Genomic DNA, 23,429 nt, shown 5'->3' with positions numbered 1-23,429 from the left:
TCGTCATACCGGTATGACCGGGCCATCGCATTTTCTTGATAAGATACTGAAATGATGCGGTATGATCCGTATTATTTTTCCGTATCCTGACATTTTGAACGCGCCGTCCTCGGGGTGTTGAAAAATCCCTTCATTTCAACTATAAAAGCTGTGCTTCACCTCCCCGGTAGGGGCTCCGTATCATCGGAGCTTCTGCATGGTCACAGTTACTTTTCGTCTCGACGACGCCCTCCATCGGCGCCTCCTTCGGCGCGCCAATGGGGCCGATCTCAGTCTTTCCGCATTCATCCGGTCAGTCCTGACCAGGGCCGCCGATCCTGATCGCGCCTATATTTACTCGTCGAAAGACGAGATCCTCGCGGTGGTAATCCAGACGTTCGCGATCCTCGTGACCGCGGTCGGCGAACGAGCGCCGCAGGCCTTGGAAAAGGGGCAAGGCTATGCCCGCCAATTGCTCGATGAGCGGGGCCTTCTGTCTGAGGAGGGACGTTCATGAGCATCTTCCGCAACGACACGCTGGGCAGTTGGACGAGGGGTGGACAGGCCATCGTTCACAATGTCCGCATGACCACCCAGGTCTTCTACCAGACTTGCCTTGCCGGTCTCGTGATCTGGATCGGCGGTATCGTCTGGTATGCGCTCGAAAAATCCTCCGACTATGAGCGTTTCGTGCTGGTGAAGATCGGCCAGGCGACCTTCATGAGAGACGCGGTTCCCGGCAATGTCACGCCGATCCTGTTCAGGACACCAACGGGCCAGCAATATTGGACCACGCCCAAGGCGCTGCTCGACTCCCGGCTGGCCCACAAGACCCTCGCGGCCTTCGAAAGCTACCTCCTGCACGGGGCTGCTCTGTCGGGTGTCTTCGCCCTCGCCATGCTGCTTTGGGCCTGGTTCTATTTCACCCGCACGGGACGCGGCCTTGGCTCCAATCAATTCCTGCGCGGCGCCCGCTTCGGCACCGTCAGACAGTTGAAGCGGGCGCTTCTCTGGCAGAAGAAGGGGCCGCTCACGATCGGGGGAGTCCCGGTGCCGGAGGCTTTCGAGCCCGAGCATATCCTCCTCTGCGGAGCGCCCGGCACCGGCAAGACCAATCTCATCGTCAAGATGCTGGAGGGCATTCGCACATCGGGTCGACGGGCGATCGTCTATGATACCGCAGGCACCTTCGTCGAGAAATTCTACCGCCCCAAATATGATACGCTGCTCAATCCCCTCGACCAGCGGACCGCGCGATGGTCCCCTTGGGTCGATGTCCCGCGCGACTATCATTATGACCAGATCGCTGAGTCCACGATCCCGGATAAGGGGGGTGATCCCTTCTGGGCGAAGGCGGCGAGAGGGACTCTGGTGGCAGTCCTGCGAAAGCTCGCCCGGCAGAAGCATACCTATGTCTCTCTGCTCCTTGACCGGTTGCTCCGGTCCAAGCTCAAGGATCTCGTGGCGTTCGCCGCCGGCACCGATGCTGCCGCTTTTCTCAGCATGGAAGGGGACCGGACCTCGGCCGGCATCCAGGCGGAACTGGCCTCGGTCATGCGCAGCTTTTCCTATCTCGATGACACGGAGGATGGTTTCTCGATCCGCGACTGGGTGGAAAAAGGGGAACCGGGAAGCTGGCTGTTCATCACCGTGAAGGCGGACCAGCTTCCCTCGCTGCGTCCCCTGATCACGGTCTGGCTCGACATCGCCATCAGCGCCATCATGAGTCTCATGCCGGATCGGGACCGGCGCCTCTATTGCGTCATCGATGAACTTCCAACGCTCCAGAAGCTGCCCTCCCTGAGCGACTTCCTCGCGCGGGCGCGCAAATATGGTGGCTGCGGCATATTGGGTTATCAGAGTTACCCGCAGCTTGAGGCCACCTATGGCATTCAGGATGCTGCCGCCATCACCGGCTATTGCTCGACCTGGGTGGCGCTGCGCGCCAATGACACCCCGACCGCCAAGCATGTTTCCGAAAATCTGGGTCAGGTCGAACAGGTCGAAGCCAATGAAGGCATGAGCTATGGCGTCAACGACATGCGGGACGGCGTCAATCTCTCCCGGATACAGGTGACCCGGCCGCTTGTCATGCACACCGAGGTCACGAACCTTCCCAATCTTTCCGGTTTCCTCCGGTTCGGGCGTAACCTTCCGGTCGTCAAGTTCGCGGACCGGTACAATGTCGTCTCCTCGGACGAACCTGCATTTGTCGAACGTGTGGGTCCGCCGGAGCGGCTCAGTAAGGCGGACGAATTGGTCAAACTGGCCAAGGCCGAGGCACGGGTGCGAGAGGCGCTCGAGCGTGAAAGGGGGCAGGGTGATGATCTGCGTCCTCCCGCTAAGGAGGGGCAGGGCTCCAGTGCTTCTGCCACCGGTGCGCCGAGCGTGGATGGGTCGCCTGCGGTCGAGAGTGAGGCGGCGCAGGTCGATGCCATTCTCGGCGCGGAGCAGGGTAAATTGCCGATCCCGCCGCGCGATGCCTGGACCTTGCTGGCTGCGCGCCAGGGCAGCATTCAGTCGAACCTCGTCCAGCATGGCCGCGCCGATGGCCCCCGCGAACAGGCAAGGCCGGCATGATCAATCCCGTCCGCCTATATGGCAAACCCGGCAATGTCGTCCGCTATTATGCGCTCGGCGATTATTACAAGAAGGGTCCCGATGAGCATTCCGAATGGGGAGGGGAAATTGCGCGTGACCTTGGCCTCGAAGGAAAGGTCGATCCCGAGATATTCGAGCAACTGCTCTCCGGCTGGGTTAGGGAGCAGCAGCTTGGAAGGCACCACAAGGATGGGGAGATCGAGCATCATCCCGGTTGGGATTTCGCGGTCAACGCGCCCAAGTCGGTTTCCATCATGGCGCTGGTCGCGGGAGACGAGCGGATACTGGCTGCACATGAAAAGGCGGTCGGGACAGCGTTGGACTATCTGGAAGAACATGCCGCCCTGCGGCGCCGCGTCGCCGGCGAGATTGTCTATGAGACGACCGGCCGGCTGATTTTTGCTCGCTTCACCGAACATGCCAGCCGGGAACTCGACCCCCATCTCCACACCCATGTGGTTGTCATGAACATCACTGGCAGGGAGGGCGAGGCGCACATGGCAAGTCTGGAAACTCGCGCCATGTTTGCGGAGCAAATGACCGCGGGACAGGTGTATCGCAACGACCTAGCCCATGGCCTTCGGGAGCTGGGTTATGAGATCGACCATGATCCTCGCAACGGCCTCTTCGAAATCAGGGGTGTTCCGCAGGATCTGGTGAAGGCATTTTCCAGGCGTGCCGAACAGATCGATGCCCATGCGCGGGAAGAGGGGCTGACCGGGCAGGCCGGACGCCAGGCCTCCTTCTATGCGACCCGCCCTCCCAAGCAGAAGGTCGGTATCGAGGCGCTGCGGGAGCAATGGCAGCACCGATCGGAACGATACCGCGAAGATCTCGATCTATTGAGCGGCAAGGACAGCAGGGAGATCGTTCCGCGCGCGGCCGACGTTGGCCGGGCCGCTCTGTTCGGCATGCGACAGGCGGAAACGCGCGAAGCGGTGAACAATCTGGGACGCATATTCCGTCTTGGCCTCGCTTCCCATGTTGGGGAAGTGCGCTTGTCTGACGTCCGCCCGATGATCGAAGCCCATGAGGCACGGCGCAAGCTTCTGGCAACGCGCGAACAAACGGGCCATCAGATATTGACCCGGGGCCGCACGACGAGAAAAACCGCGCGTCTTGAGTTGGAATTGACGCAGCATCTTGCGCTTGCGTTGAGCGATGCTCGGCCCCTCGCGTCTGCGGACCGGCTGCTGGTCGCGCTCGAAAAGGCTGGTTTGACGCCGGCCCAGGAACAGGCGCTGGTGAATGTCGCGATCTCGCGCGATCGGGTGAATGGCATCCATGGGGTGGCCGGCTCGGGGAAATCAACGCTGGTCAAGACGCTCAAAGAGGCTGCGGAGCCAGGCACCATCCTCATTGCGACCGCCCCGACTTCGTCTGCGACATTGAAGCTTGGGCAGGATGCCGGCATCGAGTCCCGGACCGTTGCCAGTCTGCTTGCCGGGGGCGGTCATGGGATCAGCGATCGCCATGTGCTGGTGCTGGATGAAGCTGGGCAGCTCGGCAATCGGCAAGCTGCCCGTGTGCTGGAGATCAGTCGCAAAACGGGTGCCCGCCTTCTCCTCTTGGGTGACGATCACCAGACCGGCGCCATCGAGCAGGGCAAAGCCTTCTGGTTGCTGCAACGACTGGGTTTGCCGACCGCGGAACTCAAGGAGTCGGTACGGCAGGAAACCAAGTCGATGAGAGCTGCGGTTACGTATGCGCGCGAGGGTGACTATCCCGCTTCGATCGCCGCGCTCGATAAGGTCGTAAGCGGGGAGAGCGTGGACATACTTGCCAAGGACATGGTGAGGGAGTGGACCCGGCTCAAAACGGAGCATCGCGTTGGCACGAACATTCTCGTGCTTGAAAATGCCACTCGTCTGGCTGTGAACGCCCAGATACGGGAAGCGCTCCAGAAGGAGGGGGGCATCGCCATCGAGGAGAGTCGTCTCCAGATTGTGTCGCCGGCGGGGATGACCGACGAAGAGAAGCGGTTCGCGCGCTTTTATTCGCGTGGGCAGGTCGTGAAATTTGGGCGCGACATTGCCGAGGTCGGTATCGCCCGGGACGTGGAATATCGCGTGGTAGGACTTGGCCGCAATGAGAACGGCCGGCAAATCGTTCGGTTAGCCGATGAACAGGGACGGATTATCCGGTGGGACCCCCGATCGACGCGCCCCCGTCAGGTCAATGTCTTCGACCAAGGTGAGCGGGACTTGGCGTCCGGGGATCGCGTTCAATGGCGATTGGCCAACAAGGAGCTCGATCTGAAGAATGCTGAGCGAGGCACGGTCGAACAGCTCGATGGATTGCTGGCAACAATCAGATGGGATCGGGATGATAGAGTCCAGACCGTAGATTTGTCGATACACAAGACTTGGGACCATGGCTACGCCGAAACCGTGTATTCGTCTCAGTCTAAGACCTATGCACGGGCTTATGTTTTGGCTCCCATCGGATCAAGTCTCGTCAATGGTCAGAATTTCTACACGGCGATCACCCGCGCGCGCCTTGGCGTGAAGCTATGGACGGAAGACAGGGATAAGCTGGCCAAGAAATTGGAGCAAAACTCAGGTCAAAAGACATCATCTCTTGAAGGTCTTGGTCGTCTTGATCGAGACAGTCGACGCAGTTTCACGGCGCGTCATGGGGAGAAATTGCGTCGTCAGCGCATGGATCAGGAAATCCAGCGGCAGGAGAGAAGAGAACGTTTGGGTTCGGCAAGCTCCCGATCGCAAGCGGAGGAATTGACGCTGCCCGAAAAGCTTGCAGGCCGGGCACGGTCCGTTGCCGAACAGCTTGATTCCTTTCTGCGCTCGTTGATTGGACGCGACCGGTCCAGGCCGGAACCGACTCAAGATCAGGAACATGGGCATGATCGGTCAAAAGGGTTGGATCGATGAGTGGGCCGAAAGGCCTGGTATTGGCAGGGCTGATCGTCATGAGCCTGACAATCCTGTATGCAGCCCCAGCTAACGCAAAGCAGTTTGCCGGGGATGTCGAGGTGGCGCGGTGCATTCGGCTCGCATCAAATGGAAAGGGCTGGCTGGAAAAGACGCTTTGGGGCCTACGAGATCAGGAAGCGGGATGGGTTGGCGCCAAGATCAGGAACACAGACGGCAGCTACGATTTGGGCCCATTGCAAATCAACAGTTGGTGGGTACCGAAAATCTCGGCCTTGGTTCATCAATCGGAATCTGAGATATGGCATCGGCTTCAACATGACACCTGCTTCAATGTGTACGCTGCCCGCTGGATATTTCTGACCGACTTGCAGGACGCCCGAGATTACTGGGCAGCGATCGGCCACTATCATAGTCGGGTTACATGGAGGAAAACTAGCTATATTCAGAATGTATGGAGGCGGCTTGTTGCACGTTTTGGACTTGATGCTTTCGGAAAAGGAGCAAATATGCCCTGATGCCTATTCCTGCTCAAGCGGATGCAGGCGTAGGTGAGGCACCGTCGTCTTCCCCAATATGTATAACGCCAGTGGACTTGTTCCCACACCCGCAAAGCGGCTGAATTCCGCCATTCCGGCAACATATGGTGCAGCAAATCAGTTGACCGCCGGCTGTTCGGGCGCCGCCGCCACCCAGGTCAGTCTTGGAGCCGTAGAGCGTTGACGTAATGCGATTCCCGTTGCCTTCGACGCCGTAACTGCGACCATTGAGATTTTGATTGTACGGGGGAAACCGGTCGGTTGCTCCCGTTAGCCAATTTTTGACAAAATCGCTCGACGTTCAAAAATCAGGGTGAAAACGGCGATCATCGGCGTGGATCGGCTTGGAAGCGGGGCCCAGCAGATTTCGGTCAGGCATCTGATGTTGAAGGAAGCCATATAGAGGACATAGCGTGGAAAGCACGTCAGACAACGCTAAGGGCGAACAATCGGTGAACGCTTACCGGGCATATGACCCGCTCTGGCGGGATCGGCCGTTTCAGTCGGCGACCTGCGTGACCTCCGCGATCAGTTCGAGAATCTGCCCCGCATGCTCCTTGCGGCAGATGAGAAGGTCGGGGAGGTAGACGTCTTGTCTATTGTAGACGAGCGGCGAGCCGTCGATCCGCGAGCAGTGGAGGCCATGGGCGACCGCGACCGCGACCGGGGCCATGCTGTCCCATTCATATTGCCCGCCCGAGTGCAGATAGATATCGGCCTGGCCCAGGATGACCGCCATCGCCTTGGCGCCGGCGCTGCCCATGGGGACCAGCTCCGCCCCCAGCCGTTCCGCGACCGCGACCGCCTCGGCGGCGGGGCGGGTGCGGCTGATCACCATGCGCAGCCTGTCCGGGGCAGGCGGCACGGTGACCGGCTGGTCGGAGCGCAATAGCGTGCCGCCATCCAGACCCGGCAGTGCGACTGCGCCTATGGCAGGCTGCCCGTCGAGGGCCAGACCCACATGCACCGCCCAATCGCTCCGCTCCTCGCCATATTCGCGGGTGCCGTCCACCGGATCGACGATCCACACCCGGCTCATGGCGAGCCGGTCGGCATTGTCCTTCTCCTCCTCGGAGAGCAGGCCGTCCTGCGGCCTGACCTCGCGCAGGGCGTGGCACAGGAACTGGTTCGCCGTCTGGTCCCCCGCCTTGCCCAGCGCCTTGGGGCTGAACAGGCCGCTTTCCCGCACATCGATCAGGATGCGCCCGGCAATCTCCGCCAGATGGGCGGCGAGATCGGCGTCGGTCATGTTTTCCACCGCCGCGCTCATGGGATCAGCCTCGCAACGATGGCATCGGCCGCTTCTTCCGCCGTCATGGCGGTGGTGTCGACGCGGATCTCCGGATCTTCCGGCGCTTCATAGGGGCTGTCGATGCCGGTGAAGTTCTTGAGCTGACCCGTGCGCGCCTTCTTGTAAAGGCCCTTGACGTCACGTGCTTCGGCCTCGGCCAGCGGCGTGTCGATATGCACTTCGACAAACTCGCCCGGCTGCATCATCTGCCGCACCATCTCGCGCTCGGCGCGGAAGGGCGAGATGAAGGCGGTGATGACGATCAGCCCCGCATCGGTCATCAGCTTGGCGACTTCGCCCACGCGGCGGATATTCTCCACCCGGTCGGCATCGGTAAAGCCCAGATCCTTGTTCAGCCCATGACGCACATTGTCGCCGTCGAGCAGGAAGGTATGGCGGTTCATCCGCGCCAGCTTCTTCTCGACAAGGTTGGCGATGGTCGACTTGCCCGCGCCCGAAAGCCCGGTGAACCACAGCACGGCCGGCTTCTGGTTCTTGAGGCCCGCATGGAAATCGCGGCTGACATCGGTCGCCTGCCAATGGACATTCTGCGCCCGCCGCAGCGAGAAGTGTAGCATCCCCGCCGCCACCGTGGCGTTGGTGATCTTGTCGATCAGAATGAAGCCGCCCAGCGTGCGGTTCGTCTCATAGGGTTCGAACACGATCTGCTTGTCGGTCGACAGGTTGGCGACGCCGATGGCGTTCAGCTCCAGCGTTTTCGCCGCCAGATGCTCCATCGTGTTGACGTTGACCTGATATTTGGGGTGCTGGACCGTGGCGGTGACGGTCTGGGTGCCGATCTTCAGCCAATAGGGGCGGCCGGGCAGCATTTCTTCGTCCGCCATCCAGACGATGGTCGCTTCGAACTGGTCGGCGGCCTGGGGCGGATTGTCCGACGCCGCGATCACGTCGCCGCGCGAACAGTCGATCTCATCGGCGAAGCACAATGTCACCGACTGACCGGCGATCGCTTCGTCCAGATCGCCACCCAGCGTGACGATGCGGCTGATCGTGCTGGTCTTGCCGGAGGGCAGGACGCGGATCGCATCGCCCTTGCGCACCGTGCCGGTCGCGATCTGGCCGGAAAAGCCGCGGAAGTCGAGGTTCGGGCGATTGACCCACTGCACCGCCATGCGGAAGGGCTTTGCCTGATCGGAGACCTGATCGACCTCGACGGTCTCCAGATGCTCGATCAGCGCGGGCCCCTTGTACCAGGGGGTGTTGGCCGACGGGCCGGTGATATTGTCGCCCTTGAAGCCGGAAATGGGCATGGCCGTGAAGGCCTTGATGCCGATCGAGTGGGCGAACTCGGTATAATCCTTGACGATGCCGTCATAGACCGCCTGGTCATAGTCGACCAGGTCCATCTTGTTGATGGCGAGGACGATATTCCTGATGCCGATCAGATGCGCCAGATAGCTGTGGCGGCGGGTTTGCGTCAGCACGCCCTTGCGCGCGTCGATCAGGATGACGGCAAGGTCGGCGGTGGACGCGCCGGTCACCATGTTGCGCGTATATTGTTCATGCCCCGGCGTGTCGGCGACGATGAACTTGCGCTTTTCGGTGGCGAAGAAGCGATAGGCGACGTCGATGGTGATGCCCTGTTCGCGCTCGGCGGCAAGGCCGTCGACCAGCAGAGCGAAGTCGATTTCCTGCCCCTGGGTGCCGACGCGCTTGGAGTCCGCCTCCAGCGCGGCGAGCTGATCCTCGAAGATCATCTTGCTGTCGTAGAGCAGGCGGCCGATCAGCGTCGACTTGCCGTCGTCCACCGATCCGCAGGTGATGAAGCGCAGCATCGTCTTGTGCTCATGCACCTGCAGATACTGGTCGATGTCCTCGGCAATGAGGGCATCGGTCTTGTAGATAGGTTCGTCGAGCGTGTCGGTCATGTCATCTGTCCCGTCATCCCGGCAAAGGCCGGGGTCGCATTGGTCTGGTTCGTATCAGGAGGCGAAAGACCCCAGCCTGCGCTGGGGTTGACGCTTGGGAACGCTTCGCATTCCGTAGTGCGTCAGAAATACCCTTCCTGCTTCTTCTTCTCCATGCCGGCGCCGCCGGCATCCTTGTCGATGGCGCGGCCCTGCCGTTCCGATGTGGTGGTGAGCAGCGTTTCCTGGATGACTTCCGGCAACGTCTTCGCCTTGCTCTCGACCGCGCCGGTCAGCGGATAGCAGCCCAATGTCCGGAACCGGATGGAGCGCATCACCGGCTCCTCTCCAGCCTTCAGCGGGAAGCGTTCGTCATCGACCATCAGCAGCATGCCGTCGCGCTCCACGGTCGGGCGCTCCTGCGCGAAATAGAGCGGCACGATGGGCACGTCGTTCAGATGGATATATTGCCAGATGTCCAGCTCGGTCCAGTTGCTGATCGGGAAGATGCGGATGCTCTCGCCCTTGTTCTTCTTGGCGTTGTAGAGGTTCCACAGCTCCGGCCGCTGGTTCTTGGGGTCCCAGCCGTGGCTGGCGGTGCGGAAGGAGAAGATGCGCTCCTTCGCCCGGCTCTTCTCCTCGTCGCGCCGCGCGCCGCCGAACGCCGCGTCGAAGCCATAGAGGTCGAGCGCCTGCTTCAGGCCTTCCGTCTTCCACATGTCCGTGTGCAGCGCGCCATGATCGAACGGGTTGATCCCGCGCTCCTGCGCTTCGGGGTTGTGATAGACCAGCAGTTCCATCCCCGATTCCCGCGCCATCCGGTCGCGCAGATCGTACATCGCCTGGAACTTCCACGTCGTGTCGACATGCAGCAGCGGAAAGGGCGGCGGCGAGGGGTAGAAGGCCTTGCGCGCCAGATGCAGCATCACCGCCGAATCCTTGCCCACGGAATACAGCATGACGGGCTTTTCGGCCTCCGCAACGACCTCCCGCAATATATGGATGCTCTCCGCCTCCAGGCGCTGGAGATGCGTCAGCCCTATCCGTGGCTCTTTGATCATGAAATTCCTGCCGATAGCAAATGGACACTATCTGCTCGGTAGCAATATAAGGTGTCGATTCCGAGCTATCGATCAGCATTCAAAGTGCCAAATGAATAGCGATTCCGTCAAGGATAGGCTAGTACGATCGTAGCCGATCCGAATGATGATAACAGTAACATCTTGGGTATCTATCGTCAAAAATATGAATATTTCCCGTAACCGCGTATCAGGGAAATCATCCGATTATATTTTTGGAACCAGAAGAGATCGTCCGATAAATCAGCTTCTCCTGATAAGGTCGATCGCCTATCATCACGATAATCCGGAGAGAAGAGAGCGCAGGTAAGGGCCGATATGTCGATAAGACCTTATGACGCTGCCCGTCATGCTGAGGGCACAAGACTGGACTTCATATTCCCGCAGGAATTCGAAACGTCTCTCGAAGCGGCCAAGGCTACAGTTGGTGCCCGCTTTGAAGTCCGGCGGTTTTTCTGGCGGGAACGGAACGAGATCGTCTTCACGCCGCCGTGCAGCTATTTCGAATTGACCCACTTCCCGTCCGTGGGTCGTTATCTCGCTTCTGCCTGCGACTTTTGCGAGCAGGGCGAAGTGCGCTTTTATCCGGCCGCGCGTCCGTTCCAAATGCATTGGCAGGAACGCGAGCAAAGATCGCTATTTTGCAGAATAGATATTCCCGCGATTACCGGATTGCCGATGGAACTTTCCGATCAACAACTGCGCGACACCATAGACATGCGCAATCCCCACGTCAGGGCGCTGCTTCTAAGGGCGCAGCAGGAACTGGTGGCGCCGGGGCTGTGTTCGCAACTCGTTCTGGATTCGATCAGCGTCGGGCTTGCAGCCGAAATGGTGCAGCAATTCGGCCCGGAAACGCAAGCCGAATTCACCAGTCGCCGGACGTTCGACCAGCGCTATCTGGCCGGCCTTGTCGCACATATCCGGGAGCAGCCCGGCAGGGTCGAGATCGGGCAGTTGGCGGCGGAACGCGGCATCAGCGTCCGTCATTATGAACGCCTGTTCCGCGCCGCGACGGGCGAAAGTCCCGCAGCCTTTTGTCGCCGTCATATGCTGGCTCTGGCAAAGGACTTGCTGATGGACCGATCGCTTCTGGTCAAGGAGATCGCCTATCGCTGCGGTTTTGCCAATACGGCAAGTTTCAGTGTGGCCTTCCGCCAGATGGAGGGCTGTTCGCCGCAGCAGTTCCGCGACCGGCTTTTGATCCACTGACGCCCATTGGTGTAGCCGCAATTTTCGACATCTGTTTCCGATAGGCGACATCGAGGCCGCCTGCGCTTTTCATCGGTGCCCGGACCGGTCATCCTGCCCAAAATGGTCGTCAGACCGGTTTGAGAGAGGATGGCAATGACATTTGGATTTCCGGACGCGGACGCGCTGCTGGCGCAATATCCGCTGCCTGATTATTTACGGGACAATGTGCGGCCGGGGCTCGAACAACTGCTCGCCTCGATGGAGGAAGACCGGGCACTCAACGCCAATGGCCATGCCCGGGCGCTGCATATCATCGCCGATGACTTGTCCCGGCTGAAGGCGATCGCCGACGATCGGGCGCGCTATCCCAACATTGCCAATGTCGAAATCAGGCAGCCGCTTTTCATCCTCGGCCTGCCCCGGTGCGGCACCAGTTTCCTGCACGCCCTGATGGAAGGCGACCCGCAGATCCGCACGCCGCTGATGTGGGAAGTGGCCGAGCCATCGCCCCCGCCCGAAGCCGCAACCGCCGATACGGACCCGCGCATCGCCCGTTTCGACGAACATCTGCGCGCGCAACTGGGCGGTGATGCCGACGAATTGCTCAAAGCCCATCCGCTCGGCGCCAAGATCCCGCAAGAATGCGGATCGTTCATGACGACGTCGTTTCAGAGCAGCAATCCGTGCATGTTCCAGCATCTTCCCCGCTTCTACGACTGGTTCAAGGGCATCGACGCGACCTTTCGTTACGAGGTCCATAAGATGTGGCTTCAGCATCTGGGCTGGCGGCATCCCGGCAGGCATTGGGTGCTCAAGATTCAGGAGCATATGTATAAGCTCCCGGCGCTGCGCCACGTCTATCCCGATGCGATCTTCATCCAGCCGCATCGCGACCCGACCACCGTCATCGCCTCCATCTCCCAACTGATCAGCGTCATCCGTGGGCCCTCCTACGACCGGCTCGACCTGCATGCGCTGGGCGCCGAATTTCTGCAACTCTGGTGGGACGGGGTGAAGTGCTGCATGGATTACCGCAAGGCGCATCCGGACCTGCCGATTTACGACATGCGCTACAAGGATCTCGTTGCCGACCCGGTTTCGACCATCCGGGCCGCCTATCACCATTTCGGCTGGGATTTCACGCCGGACTCGGAAAAAGGCATTCTGGGCTGGCTGCGGGAGAATCCGGCGGGCAAGCATGGGCCGCGCAGCTATACGCTGGCCGATTATGGCCTGACCGCCGAACAGGTGAGCGACAGGTTCGCCGAATATATTGAGACCTACCATGCCTATCTCTAATACGTCCCAGTGGCGCGCCTGGCTGGAGCAGATGGCGGGGGCGGAAAGCGTGCTGGACAGGCTGGCCGATCCCGATGATCCACAGGCCCGGGCCGAGGCGCACCGCCTGTTCTTCGCCATCCTCGCCACCGGCTATCAGACGGCCTTCGCCGATCCCGATCATCCCGATTTCGTGCCGTCGGTCAGCAGCGTGCTGAACACGGTCGGGGTCAATCCCGACTTCATCTATGGCGCGGCGCGGATCGACGGCAGCGGCGTTTACAGGTTGTCCGGCACGCGCGGGGATGGGGTTTTCGTGTTTCTCGATCTGGTCGCGGGCGGTCTGGGACCGATGGAGGATATGGGGGCTTCGGTGGGCATGATCGATCTGGATGCCTGCACATTGGGACCGGACGGCGCATTCGACATCCTGTTGGGCGGCGAGCGGCCGGAGGGTCATGCGGGCGACTGGTTCCCGCTCGACCCGCGCGCGGTCACCATTGGTCTGCGCCATGCCTATTATGACTGGGGCGCGGGGCGCGATCTGCGCATCGCGATCGAACGGGTCGACCGGCGCGTGGGCGGCGGTCCCGTGCCCGCGGCCGAGATCGCCCATCGGCTCGATCGCCTGTCGGCCTTCGTCGAACGCTATGCCGCATTCGCCTTGGGCTATGGTCAGCGACAGCGGGCGCAGGGCTTCGTCAACAGGCTGGAATATGACGACTGGGCCGGTCGCGGCGGCGTTGCCGGGCAGCATTATTATCAAGGCATCTTCCGGCTGGAACCGGGGGAAGCGATGATCATCGATACGGCGGTGCCCGATCAGGTGCGCTATTGGAACGTGCAGCTCAACGATCCACTGTGGAACACGATCGACTGGATCAACCATCAGAGCAGCCTCAACGCAGCGCAGGCGCGGCTCGACGGCGACGGCCGCTTCCGCGCCGTCATCGCACTGGACGATCCGGGCGTGCCCAACTGGCTCGATCCGGCAGGCCGCAACGAAGGGTCGCTGATGCTGCGCTGGACCGGCGCGAGTTCCGGGCCGGAGCCGACGCTCAGACTCGTGCCCGCGGCAGAGCTTCGGTCGCATCTTCCCGGCGACACGCCGCTGGTCACGCCGGAGCAGAGGGACGAGATGATCCGTAACCGTCGGCGTGGCGCGCAATGGCGACGGCGCTGGTGACGGGATCGACCCCATCCGGCGAAAGGTTGGCCGCGTCGTAATCACCGATATGACAGGCGTTCAGCGCGGCATCTTTTGATCCCGCCGCCGCCCCGTTTGGGAAAGACTATGCGGATGGACTTTGCAGGCAAGGTCGTACTGGTCACCGGCGCCGGGTCGGGCCTGGGCCGGGCGGCGAGTCTCGCCTTTGCTCGGGAAGGCGCGGCACTGTGCCTTGTCGGGCGCAGCCGGGCCAAGCTGGAAGAGACCGGGCGGTTGATCCGCGACGCGGGTGGCCGATGTGTCGAACTGGCTTGCGATCTTGGCGAGCCGCGTGGCTGTAGGGAGGCGATCGAAGCGGCGATGACGGCGTTCGGCCGGCTGGACGTGCTGTGCAATATCGCCGCCGATGTCATGTTTCACCGCTTGTTGGACATCAAGGAAGAGGAATGGCACCGGACCATCGCCTCGAACCTGTCCGGTCCCTTCTTTCTCATGCAGGCGGCCATGCCGCACCTGATCGAGAGCAAGGGCAATATCGTCTGTGTGGCCTCGACCGCCGGTTTCATGGGGCAGGCCTATCTGGCGCCTTATACCGCCTCCAAATTCGGACTGGTCGGTCTGACGCTGTCGCTCGCGATGGAGATGATGGACAGTCCCGTGCGGATCAACGTCCTCTCGCCCGGCCCGATGCGGACGGAAATGACGCAGGGCATGTCCTTCCCCGATTTCGCCGATCCCCGGCTGCTCGCGCGCTACACGGGCATGCGCCCGCCCTGTCCGCCCGAGGATGTGGCCGAACCGCTTCTGTTCCTTGCGTCCGATCGCGCGCGTCATGTGCATGGCGCCTGCTGGGCGGTCGACGGCGGCATTACCGCCGGCTAGAGCGTTTTCGAAGCGGGTGGAAACGCCAGTTCGGCCAAGCCAATCACCTGCTGGCTCGGAAAACGCGTCAAATCAAAAGACTAGAGCAATCGAGCCGATGCAATCGGATCGGAATCTGCTCTAGGCAGCTTCTCTATCCTCCGATGGGATAGAAGACCGACTTCTGATTTTGATATTCGTGCAGCCAGTCCGGACCATATTCCCGTCCGATGCCGGAGCGCTTGTAGCCGCCGATTGGCGCATAGGTCATCCGCCCGGTCCCGCCATTGAGCATGACGCTGCCCGCGCGGATCTGCATCGCCATCTCATAGCCCTTGGCGGCGTCGGCGGTTTCGATGCCGCCATTCAGGCCATAGCGGGAATCGTTGGCGATGCGGATCGCCTCTTCGTCGCTATCGAAACCGATGATGCAGCCGACCGGACCGAACACCTCTTCCTGGGCAATCGTCATGCTGTTGTCGACATCGTCGAAGATCGTGATGTCCGTGAAGAAACCCTTGTCGAGGCCCGCCGGACGCCCGCCGCCATGCACGATCCGCGCCCCTTCGTCGCGGCCGATGGCGATCAGCCTTTCGACCTTTTCCCGCTGGGATTCGCGGATCAGCGGCCCCATCGCCACGCCGGGATCGGCAGGATCGCCGATCCTGAACTGGCTGGCGATGGCGCAGGCGGTTTCGACGAACGCCTTCCTGATGCTGTTATGGACGACGAGGCGCGTGAGCAGGGCGCAACCCTGGCCCGCATTGACCGAGAGTACCGCGACCGCCATGCCCGCGGCGCGGGCGACGTCGGCATCCTGACGGACGATCAGCGCGGACTTGCCGCCCAGTTCGAGGTGCACGCGCTTCAATGTCGGTGCGGCTTGCGCCATGATCGCGGCGCCCACCCCTTCGGAACCCGTGAAGGTAACAAGGTCGACGCACGGATCGCTGGTCAGGGTCGTGCCGACCTCCGGTCCACCGGTCACGATGTTCAGCACGCCTTTGGGCAGGCCGATCTCTTCGGCAATCTCCCCGAACAGCAGCGCGGAAAAGGGTGTGAAGGGCGACGGCTTCAGCACCATCGTATTGCCGGCGAGCAACGCGGGCACGATCTTCGCCAGATTGATGAGGAAAGGGAAATTATAGCCGGTGATGGCTGCGACGACGCCCACCGGCTCGCGCACCACGGTGGTCCCGCCTATTTTCTTCGGCCCGTCGGGGTTGAAGGGATCGGGGGTGATGTCGATGGGCAGGCGGACGCTGTCGTCGCGCGTCGAATGTTCGACGGCGGCCAGCAAATGGTCGAGCGGATTGGCGACCTGCATGCCCTGGGTGATGCCCTGCGAACAGCCGACTTCCGCGACGATCAGCGCCGCGATCTGCTGCCTGCGGGCATCCAGGGCGGCATGCATCCGGCGCAGGTACGTGGCGCGCTCGGACATGGCCATGCGCGGCCAGATGCCCGTGTCGAACGCATCGCGCGCGGCCGCGATCGCGGCCTGCACGGCGGCGGCATTGCCCACCGGCGCGCGACCGATGACCGCTTCGGTGGCGGGGTTGATGATAGCGTCGCGTTCGCTCCCGCTATCGACCCAGGCGCCATCGATATACAGCTTGTCGAATGCGGTGAAAGGCACGGTCATAGGGCAGGGTCCTGACTGGGCCGCAGGATCATGTCCGCGGCGTTGAGCGCGATGGCCATGGCCGGCGCATTGGTATTGCCCGACACGATGGTCGGCATGATGGAGGTATCGACCACGCGCAGGCCGGTGACGCCGCGCACGCGAAGTTGCGGGTCGACGACGGAGGCTTCATCCGCGCCCATGCGGCACGTCCCGCAAATGTGGAAGGATGTGCCGCCAAGCGCCATGGCGTTGGCAAGAATGTTCTCGTCCGCCTCTATACCGACGGTCTTTCCTGTTTCCTCGACGATCCAGTCTTTCAGCGCGGGTTGTTGCGCAAGGCAGCGGAGCCAGCGAAACAGGGCGACGAAATGGCTCCGGTCGGCATCGGTGGCCAGATGATTGGCGTCGATGACCGGCGGGACATCCGGATCGGCCGAGCTTATCCTGACATGGCCCTGGCTGTCGGGCCGCATATAATAGGCGATGACGGTCATGCCGGGATAGGGGTCGAGCGCCACCGCCCCCTTGTCGTCCGTGTGAAAGGAATAGAGGCCCAGGCCGACCTGCGCGTCGGGCCGGTCGAGCGTGGCATCGGTCTTGACGAAGCCGCCCACCTCATGCGCCGCATGGGTCAGCGGACCTTTCGATCCGAAAGCATAGCGCAAAGCCGACATGATGAGGCCCAGGCCGGACAGTTTCTGGTTCAGGCTGTTCCTCCGAACCCTGTAGGTAAAGCCCAGATAGCGATGTTCGCGAAGGTTGGCGCCGACGCCGGGCGCATCGACGACGATCGGGATGCCGAGCGATTCAAGCAGGGCGCGGGGACCGATGCCCGACAATTGCAGCAGCTTGGGGCTCTGCACCGCGCCTGCGGAGAGGATGATCTCCTGCCGTGCCGCGACCTCATGCACGCCATCCTTGTTGCGCAGCAGGATGCCGCTCGCCCGCTGCCCGTCGAACAGGATGCGCAGGACGTCGGTACGCGGCACGACGTCCAGATTCGGCCGGCCTCGCACGGGCTTGAGAAAGGCGCGGGAAGCGGAGAAGCGCTTGCCGCGATAGGTAGATGTCGGCTGATAGGCCATGCCGCCCTCGGACACGGCCGGCATGTCGTTCATGTCATCCACCCGTTGCGTCCCGGCCTGCTCGGCGGCGGTCAGGAACGCTTCGCAAAGCGGGTCGCCGGAAGGGTGGACGCTGATCTTGAGCGGGCCGCCGGCGCCGCGCCACGCCTTGGCGCCCAGCACATGGTCCTCCAGCGTCACGAAATGCTGGCCCATCCTCTGCCAGCCCCAGCCGGTGCAGCCTGCCGCTTCCCAGCCGTCGTAATCGGCCGGAGCGCCCCGCACATAGACCATGCCGTTAATCGAACTGGACCCGCCCACCGCGCGGCCCTTCAGCCATATTTCCTGGGGTGCGTTCCCGCCGGGCGAAACGGCGTAATCCCAGACATGGGGATTGCCCGGCGCCAGCAGCTTGCCGATGCCGCGGGGCATGGCGATCAACGGGCTGCTGTCGTCCGGTCCCGCCTCCACCAGCAGAACCCTGACGGTCGGGTCGGCCGACAGACGATTGGCCAGCACGCAGCCGGAAGAACCCGCTCCCACGATGATATAGTCATAGCAATCAGCCGGCATGTTCGCTCTTTTCTCAGGCATGTCGCGATGAAACAGCAATGCGGGCCCTGGCTGACCTGCCAGACGGCAGGGCGGCGCTGTTCGACCTGAGCAGGTCAGCCGAATGCCAGGGGCAGGCCGGGCACGTCCCAGTCGAAACATATGACCTTGCCGGAACTGCCCAGCGTGACGAAGGCCACGCGCCCGTCCGCGCCGCCAAAGCAGATATTGGTCGTCAGAAAGTCGCCCGTTTCGATCTGCTCGGGCGTTCCGCCTTCCGGCGGGAAGATCAGTATCGCGCCCTCGCCGGGCGAGGCGCAGCAGATGCGTCCGGCGCTGTCCACGGCCAGACTGTCGAGATATTGACCGGGGCCGGCCCGGCCGACGATGCTGTGCCCGTCCGGGGAGGGCGACGCCGATTTATCGATCACGCCGGGCGCCGACAACCGATAGCGCAGCAGATGCGCCTCATAGGTGAGGGCGACGTAGAGAGTGCGTCCATCGGGCGAGAGGCCGACGCCATTCGCCCCGTCCAATGGTCCGGCGGCCAGCCGAATCTCCGACCCGTCCGCCCTGGCATAATAAAGCCCGCCCCGCATTCGCGCCGCGCCGCGATCCCTACCGAAATCGGTGAACCAGAAGCCCCCCTCTGCATCGAAGACAAGATCATTCGGTCCCCAGAAGGGCGTTGCTTCGGTGGATGCGTATAAGGTTTCGAAGGCGCCGCTGGCCGGATCGACGACCTGGATCATGCCGGGCGGCGTATCGAGAGGCGCCTCGATCGGCAGAAGCCCGCCATCTGGCAGGGTCATTTTGCCGAAGCCACCATTGTTGCAGACATAGATGCGCCCGTCAGGACCGATCGCCGCGCCATTGGGACCGCCGCCCAGATCGGCCATAGTGGTGCGCGCGCCGTCCGGGCCAAGGCGGGACAGGCGGCCGCCGAGCACCTCCACCAATATGAGGCTACCATCGGGCTGCGCGATCGGTCCCTCTGGCATCAGCAGTCCGCTTGCAAAACAGGTCATCTCGTCCTTTCCCATTAGGGGCCGACGGCATCTGCGGACCGTGCGCCGCCCTCAAATCTGGTGGATATCGGCATGATCGGACATCGGACCCACCTTTCGACAGGTAATTGAAGGCGCGAATTGGCGTCATATCCGCCGCACACCCGATCCATGGGGAAAATGCCGAGAGGATAGCGACGTGGCTCGCAGGCAGATTTGCATAGGCGACAATCCGGAAAGTGCGGTCGGCGACGGGAACTGACCGGCGGCAGGCGGCAACGACCATGCTGCCAACCTATAGAGGCGGAAGGCCGGCAACAGACCGGCTCTCAATCAGAACGGTCATCCTTTGACCATCAGGGAGAAGAAGAATGAAGGGAATACGGGGTTTCATACTGCCATTGGGCCTGTTGCTGACGACGTCGCAGACGGCATTGGCGCAGTCGTCCACCGCTGCGCCGCAGGAGGGCGCTACCAGCGACATCGTGGTGACCGCGCGCCGCACCGCCGAGAATATTCAGGAGACGCCGGTTTCCGTCGTGGCTTTCGGGGCGGATTCGCTGCGGCAGGCCAATATCCGCGATACGCAGGATCTGCTGATCAAGACGCCGGGCGTTTTCCTGGCCGGGTCGGGCGGGCGCGAAAACACCAATTTCTCCATCCGGGGTCAGTCCAAGGCGCTGGCCGGCAACAGCGCGCCGGGCGTCATCAGCTATTTCGCCGAAGTGCCTTCCCCCACCACAGGTTCCAGCATCCCGACCTACGACCTGTCCTCGGTTCAGGTGCTCAAGGGGCCGCAGGGGACATTGTTTGGCCGCAACACGACCGGCGGCGCGATCCTCTATTATCCGACCGCGCCGGACTATAAGCTGGGGGGATATGCCAAGGCGTCCTACGGCAATTACGACGCCCGGCTGCTGGAAGCCGCACTCAATATACCCCTGACATCGGATACGCTGGCCATCCGCATCGCCGGTCAGATCCAGAAACGCGACGGCTGGACCAGGAATATCGGTATCGGCGGCGACCCCGACGATCTCAACTCGCGTGCGATCCGCGGATCGATCCTGTTCGAGCCGAGCGCCGCGTTCCGCAACACGGTCATTGTCGACTATTATCACAATGAAGCGGTCGGCGGCGCGTCCGTGCTGACCGATGTGCTGCCCGGTCCCAACGGGCTGACGGCGACGGGCACGGCCAATGCAGCGCTGGTCCAGTTGGCGTTGCAGCGCGCACGCGGTCCGCGCGTGATCAATTCGGACGTCGATGCGTTCGAAAGGGTCAAGCGTTTTGGTATTACCAATCGGACTGAATTCGATCTGTCCGACGACATCACTTTCCTCAATATCTTCGGCTATCGGCGCACCAAGATCGACTATTATTCCAGTGTCGACGGATTGCCGACATTGATCGCCGACGGCAGCGGCGCGATCCCCGCCGGGCTTCCGGTGACAATCGTCGGCGGCCGTCAGACATCCGATGTTCGGCAGCTCAGCGACGAAGTGCAGGTGAAGGGATCGGCACTCGGCAATCGCCTCGACTGGCTGGTCGGCGCCTTCTACCTTGACAGCAAGCCGCTCGGGCCGTCGGGCACCTATATTCCCGTCTTCATCCTGCCCGGTATTACCGATGCGCGCTTCAACTACAGTTTCTACAGCGAAAAGAGCCGGGCGCTGTTCGGCAATGTCAATTATGAGATCGCGGACGGGCTGCACGTCAATCTGGGCGTGCGCCACACCTGGGACAAGATCGAGGCCTGCGTCGGCGGCGGCCTTAATAACCAGCCCGTCGTTTCGCCCGAAGAATGCGCGGACGGGGCGGCAACTATCCGCAATTCGAGCGTCAACAAAACCTCGTCCAAGGCGCTGACCTGGCAGCTGGGCGTCGACTGGAAGGCGTCGGATGCGATCTTCCTCTATGCGGTCACCCGCCGGGGCTATCGCGCGGGCGGAATCAACAGTCCCACGCTGGCCGGCAGGCTGGCGCCGTTCCAGTCCTTCGCACCGGAAAAGGTGACGGATGTGGAGGTCGGTATCCGCTCCGACTTCACCATGGGCGACGTCAAGCTCCAGTTCAACGCGTCGCCTTTTGTCGGCTGGTATAATAATGTGCAGGTGCCGATTTCCGGCCTCAATACGCAGGCAAGTTGCAGCACGACGGCCGCCGGTGGCACGAACCCGCCAAAATCACCGGACGGCGATTGCGACGCCAGCAACGATCCGAGCGGCGGGACGCTGCTCGTCAATGCCGGCAAAACCCGTGTCGCGGGCATTGACCTTTCGACCCGGATTCAGCCGACGTCGACATTGTCATTCGACGCGGGGGCGACCTTCCTCGACCTCAAGTCGCGGTCGCTGACGGTGCCTGCCGCACTGCAATCCTATCTCGCAGCGCTCAAGGTGCCGTTCAATCTGGTCGCGAAGACGACGGTGACCGCCGGGCTGCGCTGGACGCTGCCCGTACCGCGCTCGCTTGCGGAAACGGTGGTCAGCATGGACTATTACCATTCGAGTAAAGTCCGCTCCTCCGATCAGGTTCTGCCCGCCTATGATCTGGTCAACGGACGGCTGGACCTGAACGGCGTGGGCGGCAGCAATGCCGACATCAGCTTTTTCGTGCGCAACCTGTTCGACAAGAAATATCTGGCTTCGAGCAATGTCGGATCAGCGGCGCTTGGCATATTCAGCGGGTTTTATGGAGCCCCGCGCACCTATGGCGTGGAGGTTCGCTATCGGTTCGGCGACTGACCGCAAGAGTTGAGGACGGTGCGTCAGTCTCGTCCTGTCCGCAAAGGCCAGCGCGGCCCAACGAAGGCGGATGACGCACCGGCCATAATGGACAGGGCAGGATTATGGGGAGGACCGTCGATGGCGCAGACCGAAGCCGATCAGGATCAGGCCGAAAGCCGCGAACAGCTCAGCCGATGGCTTGAGGATGTGCTGGGCTGTTCTGAGGTCATGCTGGAAAAGCAACGGCGCTGGCGTCCGGTCTGGCGCGCCAGCGTGCAGCAGAATGGTGTGAAGCGCGACTTTCTGCTCAAGGGCGACCGTACCTGGCCGACCCATCCCTATCCGCTCGATTATGAAATGCGCATGCAGCGGGCGCTGCATGAAAATGGCGTCCCCATTCCCGCCATATTGGGCATGTGCGACCAGCCCAACACCATCGTGATGGAATGGATAGAAGGTGGGCGGGACCCCGGCCTGGTTCAGCAGGCGATCGAAAGCGCATCGGTCATGACCGACGATCGGTGGGCCGCATCCCTGCGCTATATGGAGATATTGGCGGACATACATCGTCTTCCAAGTCGCCCCTTCGTCGAAGGGGGAGCCCATTTGCCGCAGGGGCCGCGCGAGATTGCCCTGCACAATTTCGAGCGCTTTCATGCCATGACGGCAGAGCAGGGCATCACCGATCCGCTGCTGGAATTTTGCGCAGGCTGGCTGCGCCGTAATTATCCCCGGCATCGGGAATCCATTTCCTTCGTCACGGGCGATTGCGGCCAGTTCCTTTCGGACGGCGCCCAGGTCACCGGCATATTGGATGTGGAAATCGGTCATCTGGGCGATCCCATGCGCGATCTCGCCTGCTTCCGGGGACGCCATCCGATCGAGAATATGGGCGACGTCGCCGCATTGTTCCATCACTATGAACGCGCGATCGGCGTGCCGCTCGATTATGACGCAATCGCTTATCACACCGTCTCTTTCCTGGCCGAAGCCATTTATGGTCCCCTGTTCGGGCTTCATGAAACGGGACGCGGCGGCGACTGGGTCGAGGCGGCGGTGCAGGTTCCGATGATCGGACGGCGCTGCATGGAGGCTTTGGCCGAGATATTGGGCATGACGCTCGATGACATCGCGCTCCCGCCGCCCGCCGCCATCGACCAGAACGATCTGGCGCTCCAGAAATTGCAGGCGGAAATCGAGCGCCTGCCGGAAAGCGGATCGTTACAGGGTTGGCAACGTAACATTCTCGCATCCATACCGCACTATCTCCGGGATCAGCTGCGCTATCGGGACTGGCTGCGGGACGAGGATGGCAAGGATATCGAGGCGCTGCTCGGTACAGCCTATGCCGATCCGGTCGAGGGTGAGGCCGCATTGATGCGCTTCATCGAAAAGAGCAAGCCAGCCGATGATATCGCCCTGACGCGTTTCTTCCACCGAAGGACGCTGCGGCATTGTCTGGTCATCGCGGGGCCTGGCGCGCCCGCCGATCATCTGGTTCTGGTGCCCATGGAGCCGCTGCGGCGGGATTAGGCGTGTGGGTATTGAATATGCCCGCATGGGCGTCTGGCCAGCCCGAGGGATGGTACCTATCCGACGATATGTGCTTCGTCCCGCAGATTGAGCGATCAGGGAGTAGCTGGTCTGGGCAATCAGTATATGCTTGCCCAATCAGTATCTACGGATCGTGCCAAGATAAAA

The 23,429-nt window shown here is 61.9% G+C and carries 16 protein-coding genes; 10 read left to right on the top strand and 6 right to left on the bottom strand.

Going from position 1 to position 23,429, the window contains the following annotated elements; translation table 11 throughout:
• The first annotated feature begins 196 nt into the window (after window positions 1-196).
• The 4 genes from VVT58_RS15980 to VVT58_RS15965 are packed head-to-tail and all read left to right on the top strand — an operon-like array spanning window position 197 to window position 5,989.
• A complete protein-coding gene (locus VVT58_RS15980; RefSeq protein WP_066563150.1) occupies window positions 197-496 on the top strand; it encodes a CopG family transcriptional regulator in 300 nt (99 codons plus the stop codon).
• Window positions 493-2,559: a type IV secretion system DNA-binding domain-containing protein gene (locus tag VVT58_RS15975; RefSeq protein WP_066563148.1), complete on the top strand. Its 2,067-nt coding sequence runs from the start codon at window positions 493-495 to the stop codon at window positions 2,557-2,559. The genes VVT58_RS15980 and VVT58_RS15975 overlap by 4 nt, the downstream gene beginning before the upstream one ends.
• Window positions 2,556-5,471: a MobF family relaxase gene (mobF, locus tag VVT58_RS15970; RefSeq protein WP_066563145.1), complete on the top strand. Its 2,916-nt coding sequence runs from the start codon at window positions 2,556-2,558 to the stop codon at window positions 5,469-5,471. The genes VVT58_RS15975 and mobF overlap by 4 nt, the downstream gene beginning before the upstream one ends.
• Window positions 5,468-5,989, top strand: coding sequence for a lytic transglycosylase domain-containing protein (locus VVT58_RS15965; RefSeq protein WP_082749146.1), 522 nt, complete (start codon window positions 5,468-5,470; stop codon window positions 5,987-5,989). The genes mobF and VVT58_RS15965 overlap by 4 nt, the downstream gene beginning before the upstream one ends.
• A gap of 520 nt (window positions 5,990-6,509) precedes the next feature.
• On the opposite strand, the gene VVT58_RS15960 is transcribed toward VVT58_RS15965, so the two are convergent.
• From VVT58_RS15960 to cysD, 3 genes are all read right to left on the bottom strand, one after another.
• Window positions 6,510-7,280 carry a 3'(2'),5'-bisphosphate nucleotidase CysQ gene (locus VVT58_RS15960; protein ID WP_066563142.1) on the bottom strand — a complete coding sequence of 257 codons (771 nt, stop codon included), beginning with the start codon at window positions 7,278-7,280 and terminating at the stop codon, window positions 6,510-6,512.
• Entirely contained in the window at window positions 7,277-9,190 is a 1,914-nt protein-coding gene (gene cysN, locus VVT58_RS15955) for a sulfate adenylyltransferase subunit CysN (RefSeq protein ID WP_102999817.1), read from the bottom strand. The genes VVT58_RS15960 and cysN overlap by 4 nt, the downstream gene beginning before the upstream one ends.
• Before the next feature lie 122 nt (window positions 9,191-9,312).
• Window positions 9,313-10,230: a sulfate adenylyltransferase subunit CysD gene (cysD, locus tag VVT58_RS15950; protein WP_066563138.1), complete on the bottom strand. Its 918-nt coding sequence runs from the start codon at window positions 10,228-10,230 to the stop codon at window positions 9,313-9,315.
• 336 nt (window positions 10,231-10,566) lie between these two features.
• Here cysD and VVT58_RS15945 point away from each other — a divergent pair, with 336 nt between their 5' ends.
• The 4 genes from VVT58_RS15945 (at window position 10,567) to VVT58_RS15930 (ending at window position 14,770) form a co-directional block, all read left to right on the top strand.
• Complete coding sequence (locus tag VVT58_RS15945) at window positions 10,567-11,460, top strand: AraC family transcriptional regulator (RefSeq protein ID WP_237230106.1); 894 nt, start codon at window positions 10,567-10,569, stop codon at window positions 11,458-11,460.
• A gap of 135 nt (window positions 11,461-11,595) precedes the next feature.
• Window positions 11,596-12,741, top strand: a complete 1,146-nt coding sequence (locus VVT58_RS15940; protein WP_237230104.1) for a sulfotransferase — start codon at window positions 11,596-11,598, stop codon at window positions 12,739-12,741.
• Window positions 12,728-13,906, top strand: coding sequence for a hypothetical protein (locus VVT58_RS15935; protein WP_237230102.1), 1,179 nt, complete (start codon window positions 12,728-12,730; stop codon window positions 13,904-13,906). Before VVT58_RS15940 ends, VVT58_RS15935 begins: the two co-directional genes overlap by 14 nt.
• 108 nt (window positions 13,907-14,014) lie before the next feature.
• Window positions 14,015-14,770: an SDR family NAD(P)-dependent oxidoreductase gene (locus tag VVT58_RS15930; protein ID WP_237230100.1), complete on the top strand. Its 756-nt coding sequence runs from the start codon at window positions 14,015-14,017 to the stop codon at window positions 14,768-14,770.
• Window positions 14,771-14,903: 133 nt separating this feature from the next.
• Here VVT58_RS15930 and VVT58_RS15925 read toward each other — a convergent pair whose 3' ends face one another.
• From VVT58_RS15925 to VVT58_RS15915, 3 genes are all read right to left on the bottom strand, one after another.
• On the bottom strand, window positions 14,904-16,394 hold the full coding sequence (locus VVT58_RS15925) for an aldehyde dehydrogenase family protein (protein ID WP_327754022.1): 1,491 nt from the start codon (window positions 16,392-16,394) through the stop codon (window positions 14,904-14,906).
• Window positions 16,391-18,013, bottom strand: a complete 1,623-nt coding sequence (locus VVT58_RS15920) for a GMC family oxidoreductase (protein ID WP_102999818.1) — start codon at window positions 18,011-18,013, stop codon at window positions 16,391-16,393. The genes VVT58_RS15925 and VVT58_RS15920 overlap by 4 nt, the downstream gene beginning before the upstream one ends.
• A 95-nt stretch (window positions 18,014-18,108) precedes the next feature.
• Window positions 18,109-19,020 (bottom strand): SMP-30/gluconolactonase/LRE family protein, encoded by a 912-nt coding sequence (locus tag VVT58_RS15915; protein ID WP_066563942.1) that lies wholly within the window; start codon window positions 19,018-19,020, stop codon window positions 18,109-18,111.
• A 350-nt stretch (window positions 19,021-19,370) separates the two neighbouring features.
• Between VVT58_RS15915 and VVT58_RS15910 the strand changes: the two genes are divergently transcribed.
• Window positions 19,371-21,746 (top strand): TonB-dependent receptor, encoded by a 2,376-nt coding sequence (locus VVT58_RS15910; protein ID WP_066563130.1) that lies wholly within the window; start codon window positions 19,371-19,373, stop codon window positions 21,744-21,746.
• 120 nt (window positions 21,747-21,866) lie between these two features.
• The gene (locus VVT58_RS15905) at window positions 21,867-23,261 is read left to right on the top strand and encodes a phosphotransferase (RefSeq protein ID WP_066563129.1); all 1,395 of its coding nucleotides are present in this window, start codon (window positions 21,867-21,869) and stop codon (window positions 23,259-23,261) included.
• Window positions 23,262-23,429 lie beyond the last annotated feature (168 nt).

It is taken from the genome of Sphingobium sp. SJ10-10 (assembly GCF_036038995.2).
In the GTDB taxonomy this organism is placed as follows: domain Bacteria; phylum Pseudomonadota; class Alphaproteobacteria; order Sphingomonadales; family Sphingomonadaceae; genus Sphingobium.
This window is presented reverse-complemented; position numbering and strand designations above follow the sequence as displayed.

Bases quoted from the DNA above. Each gene is read 5' to 3' on its own strand.
- VVT58_RS15905 (WP_066563129.1), top strand. From the start codon at position 21,867: ATGGCGCAGACCGAAGCCGATCAGGATCAGGCCGAAAGCCGCGAACAG.
- VVT58_RS15960 (WP_066563142.1), bottom strand. From the start codon at position 7,280: ATGAGCGCGGCGGTGGAAAACATGACCGACGCCGATCTCGCCGCCCAT.
- VVT58_RS15945 (WP_237230106.1), top strand. From the start codon at position 10,567: ATGTCGATAAGACCTTATGACGCTGCCCGTCATGCTGAGGGCACAAGA.
- VVT58_RS15980 (WP_066563150.1), top strand. From the start codon at position 197: ATGGTCACAGTTACTTTTCGTCTCGACGACGCCCTCCATCGGCGCCTC.
- VVT58_RS15920 (WP_102999818.1), bottom strand. From the start codon at position 18,013: ATGCCGGCTGATTGCTATGACTATATCATCGTGGGAGCGGGTTCTTCC.
- VVT58_RS15925 (WP_327754022.1), bottom strand. From the start codon at position 16,394: ATGACCGTGCCTTTCACCGCATTCGACAAGCTGTATATCGATGGCGCC.
- VVT58_RS15940 (WP_237230104.1), top strand. From the start codon at position 11,596: ATGACATTTGGATTTCCGGACGCGGACGCGCTGCTGGCGCAATATCCG.
- cysD (WP_066563138.1), bottom strand. From the start codon at position 10,230: ATGATCAAAGAGCCACGGATAGGGCTGACGCATCTCCAGCGCCTGGAG.
- mobF (WP_066563145.1), top strand. From the start codon at position 2,556: ATGATCAATCCCGTCCGCCTATATGGCAAACCCGGCAATGTCGTCCGC.
- cysN (WP_102999817.1), bottom strand. From the start codon at position 9,190: ATGACCGACACGCTCGACGAACCTATCTACAAGACCGATGCCCTCATT.
- VVT58_RS15930 (WP_237230100.1), top strand. From the start codon at position 14,015: ATGCGGATGGACTTTGCAGGCAAGGTCGTACTGGTCACCGGCGCCGGG.
- VVT58_RS15935 (WP_237230102.1), top strand. From the start codon at position 12,728: ATGCCTATCTCTAATACGTCCCAGTGGCGCGCCTGGCTGGAGCAGATG.
- VVT58_RS15915 (WP_066563942.1), bottom strand. From the start codon at position 19,020: ATGACCTGTTTTGCAAGCGGACTGCTGATGCCAGAGGGACCGATCGCG.
- VVT58_RS15965 (WP_082749146.1), top strand. From the start codon at position 5,468: ATGAGTGGGCCGAAAGGCCTGGTATTGGCAGGGCTGATCGTCATGAGC.
- VVT58_RS15975 (WP_066563148.1), top strand. From the start codon at position 493: ATGAGCATCTTCCGCAACGACACGCTGGGCAGTTGGACGAGGGGTGGA.
- VVT58_RS15910 (WP_066563130.1), top strand. From the start codon at position 19,371: ATGAAGGGAATACGGGGTTTCATACTGCCATTGGGCCTGTTGCTGACG.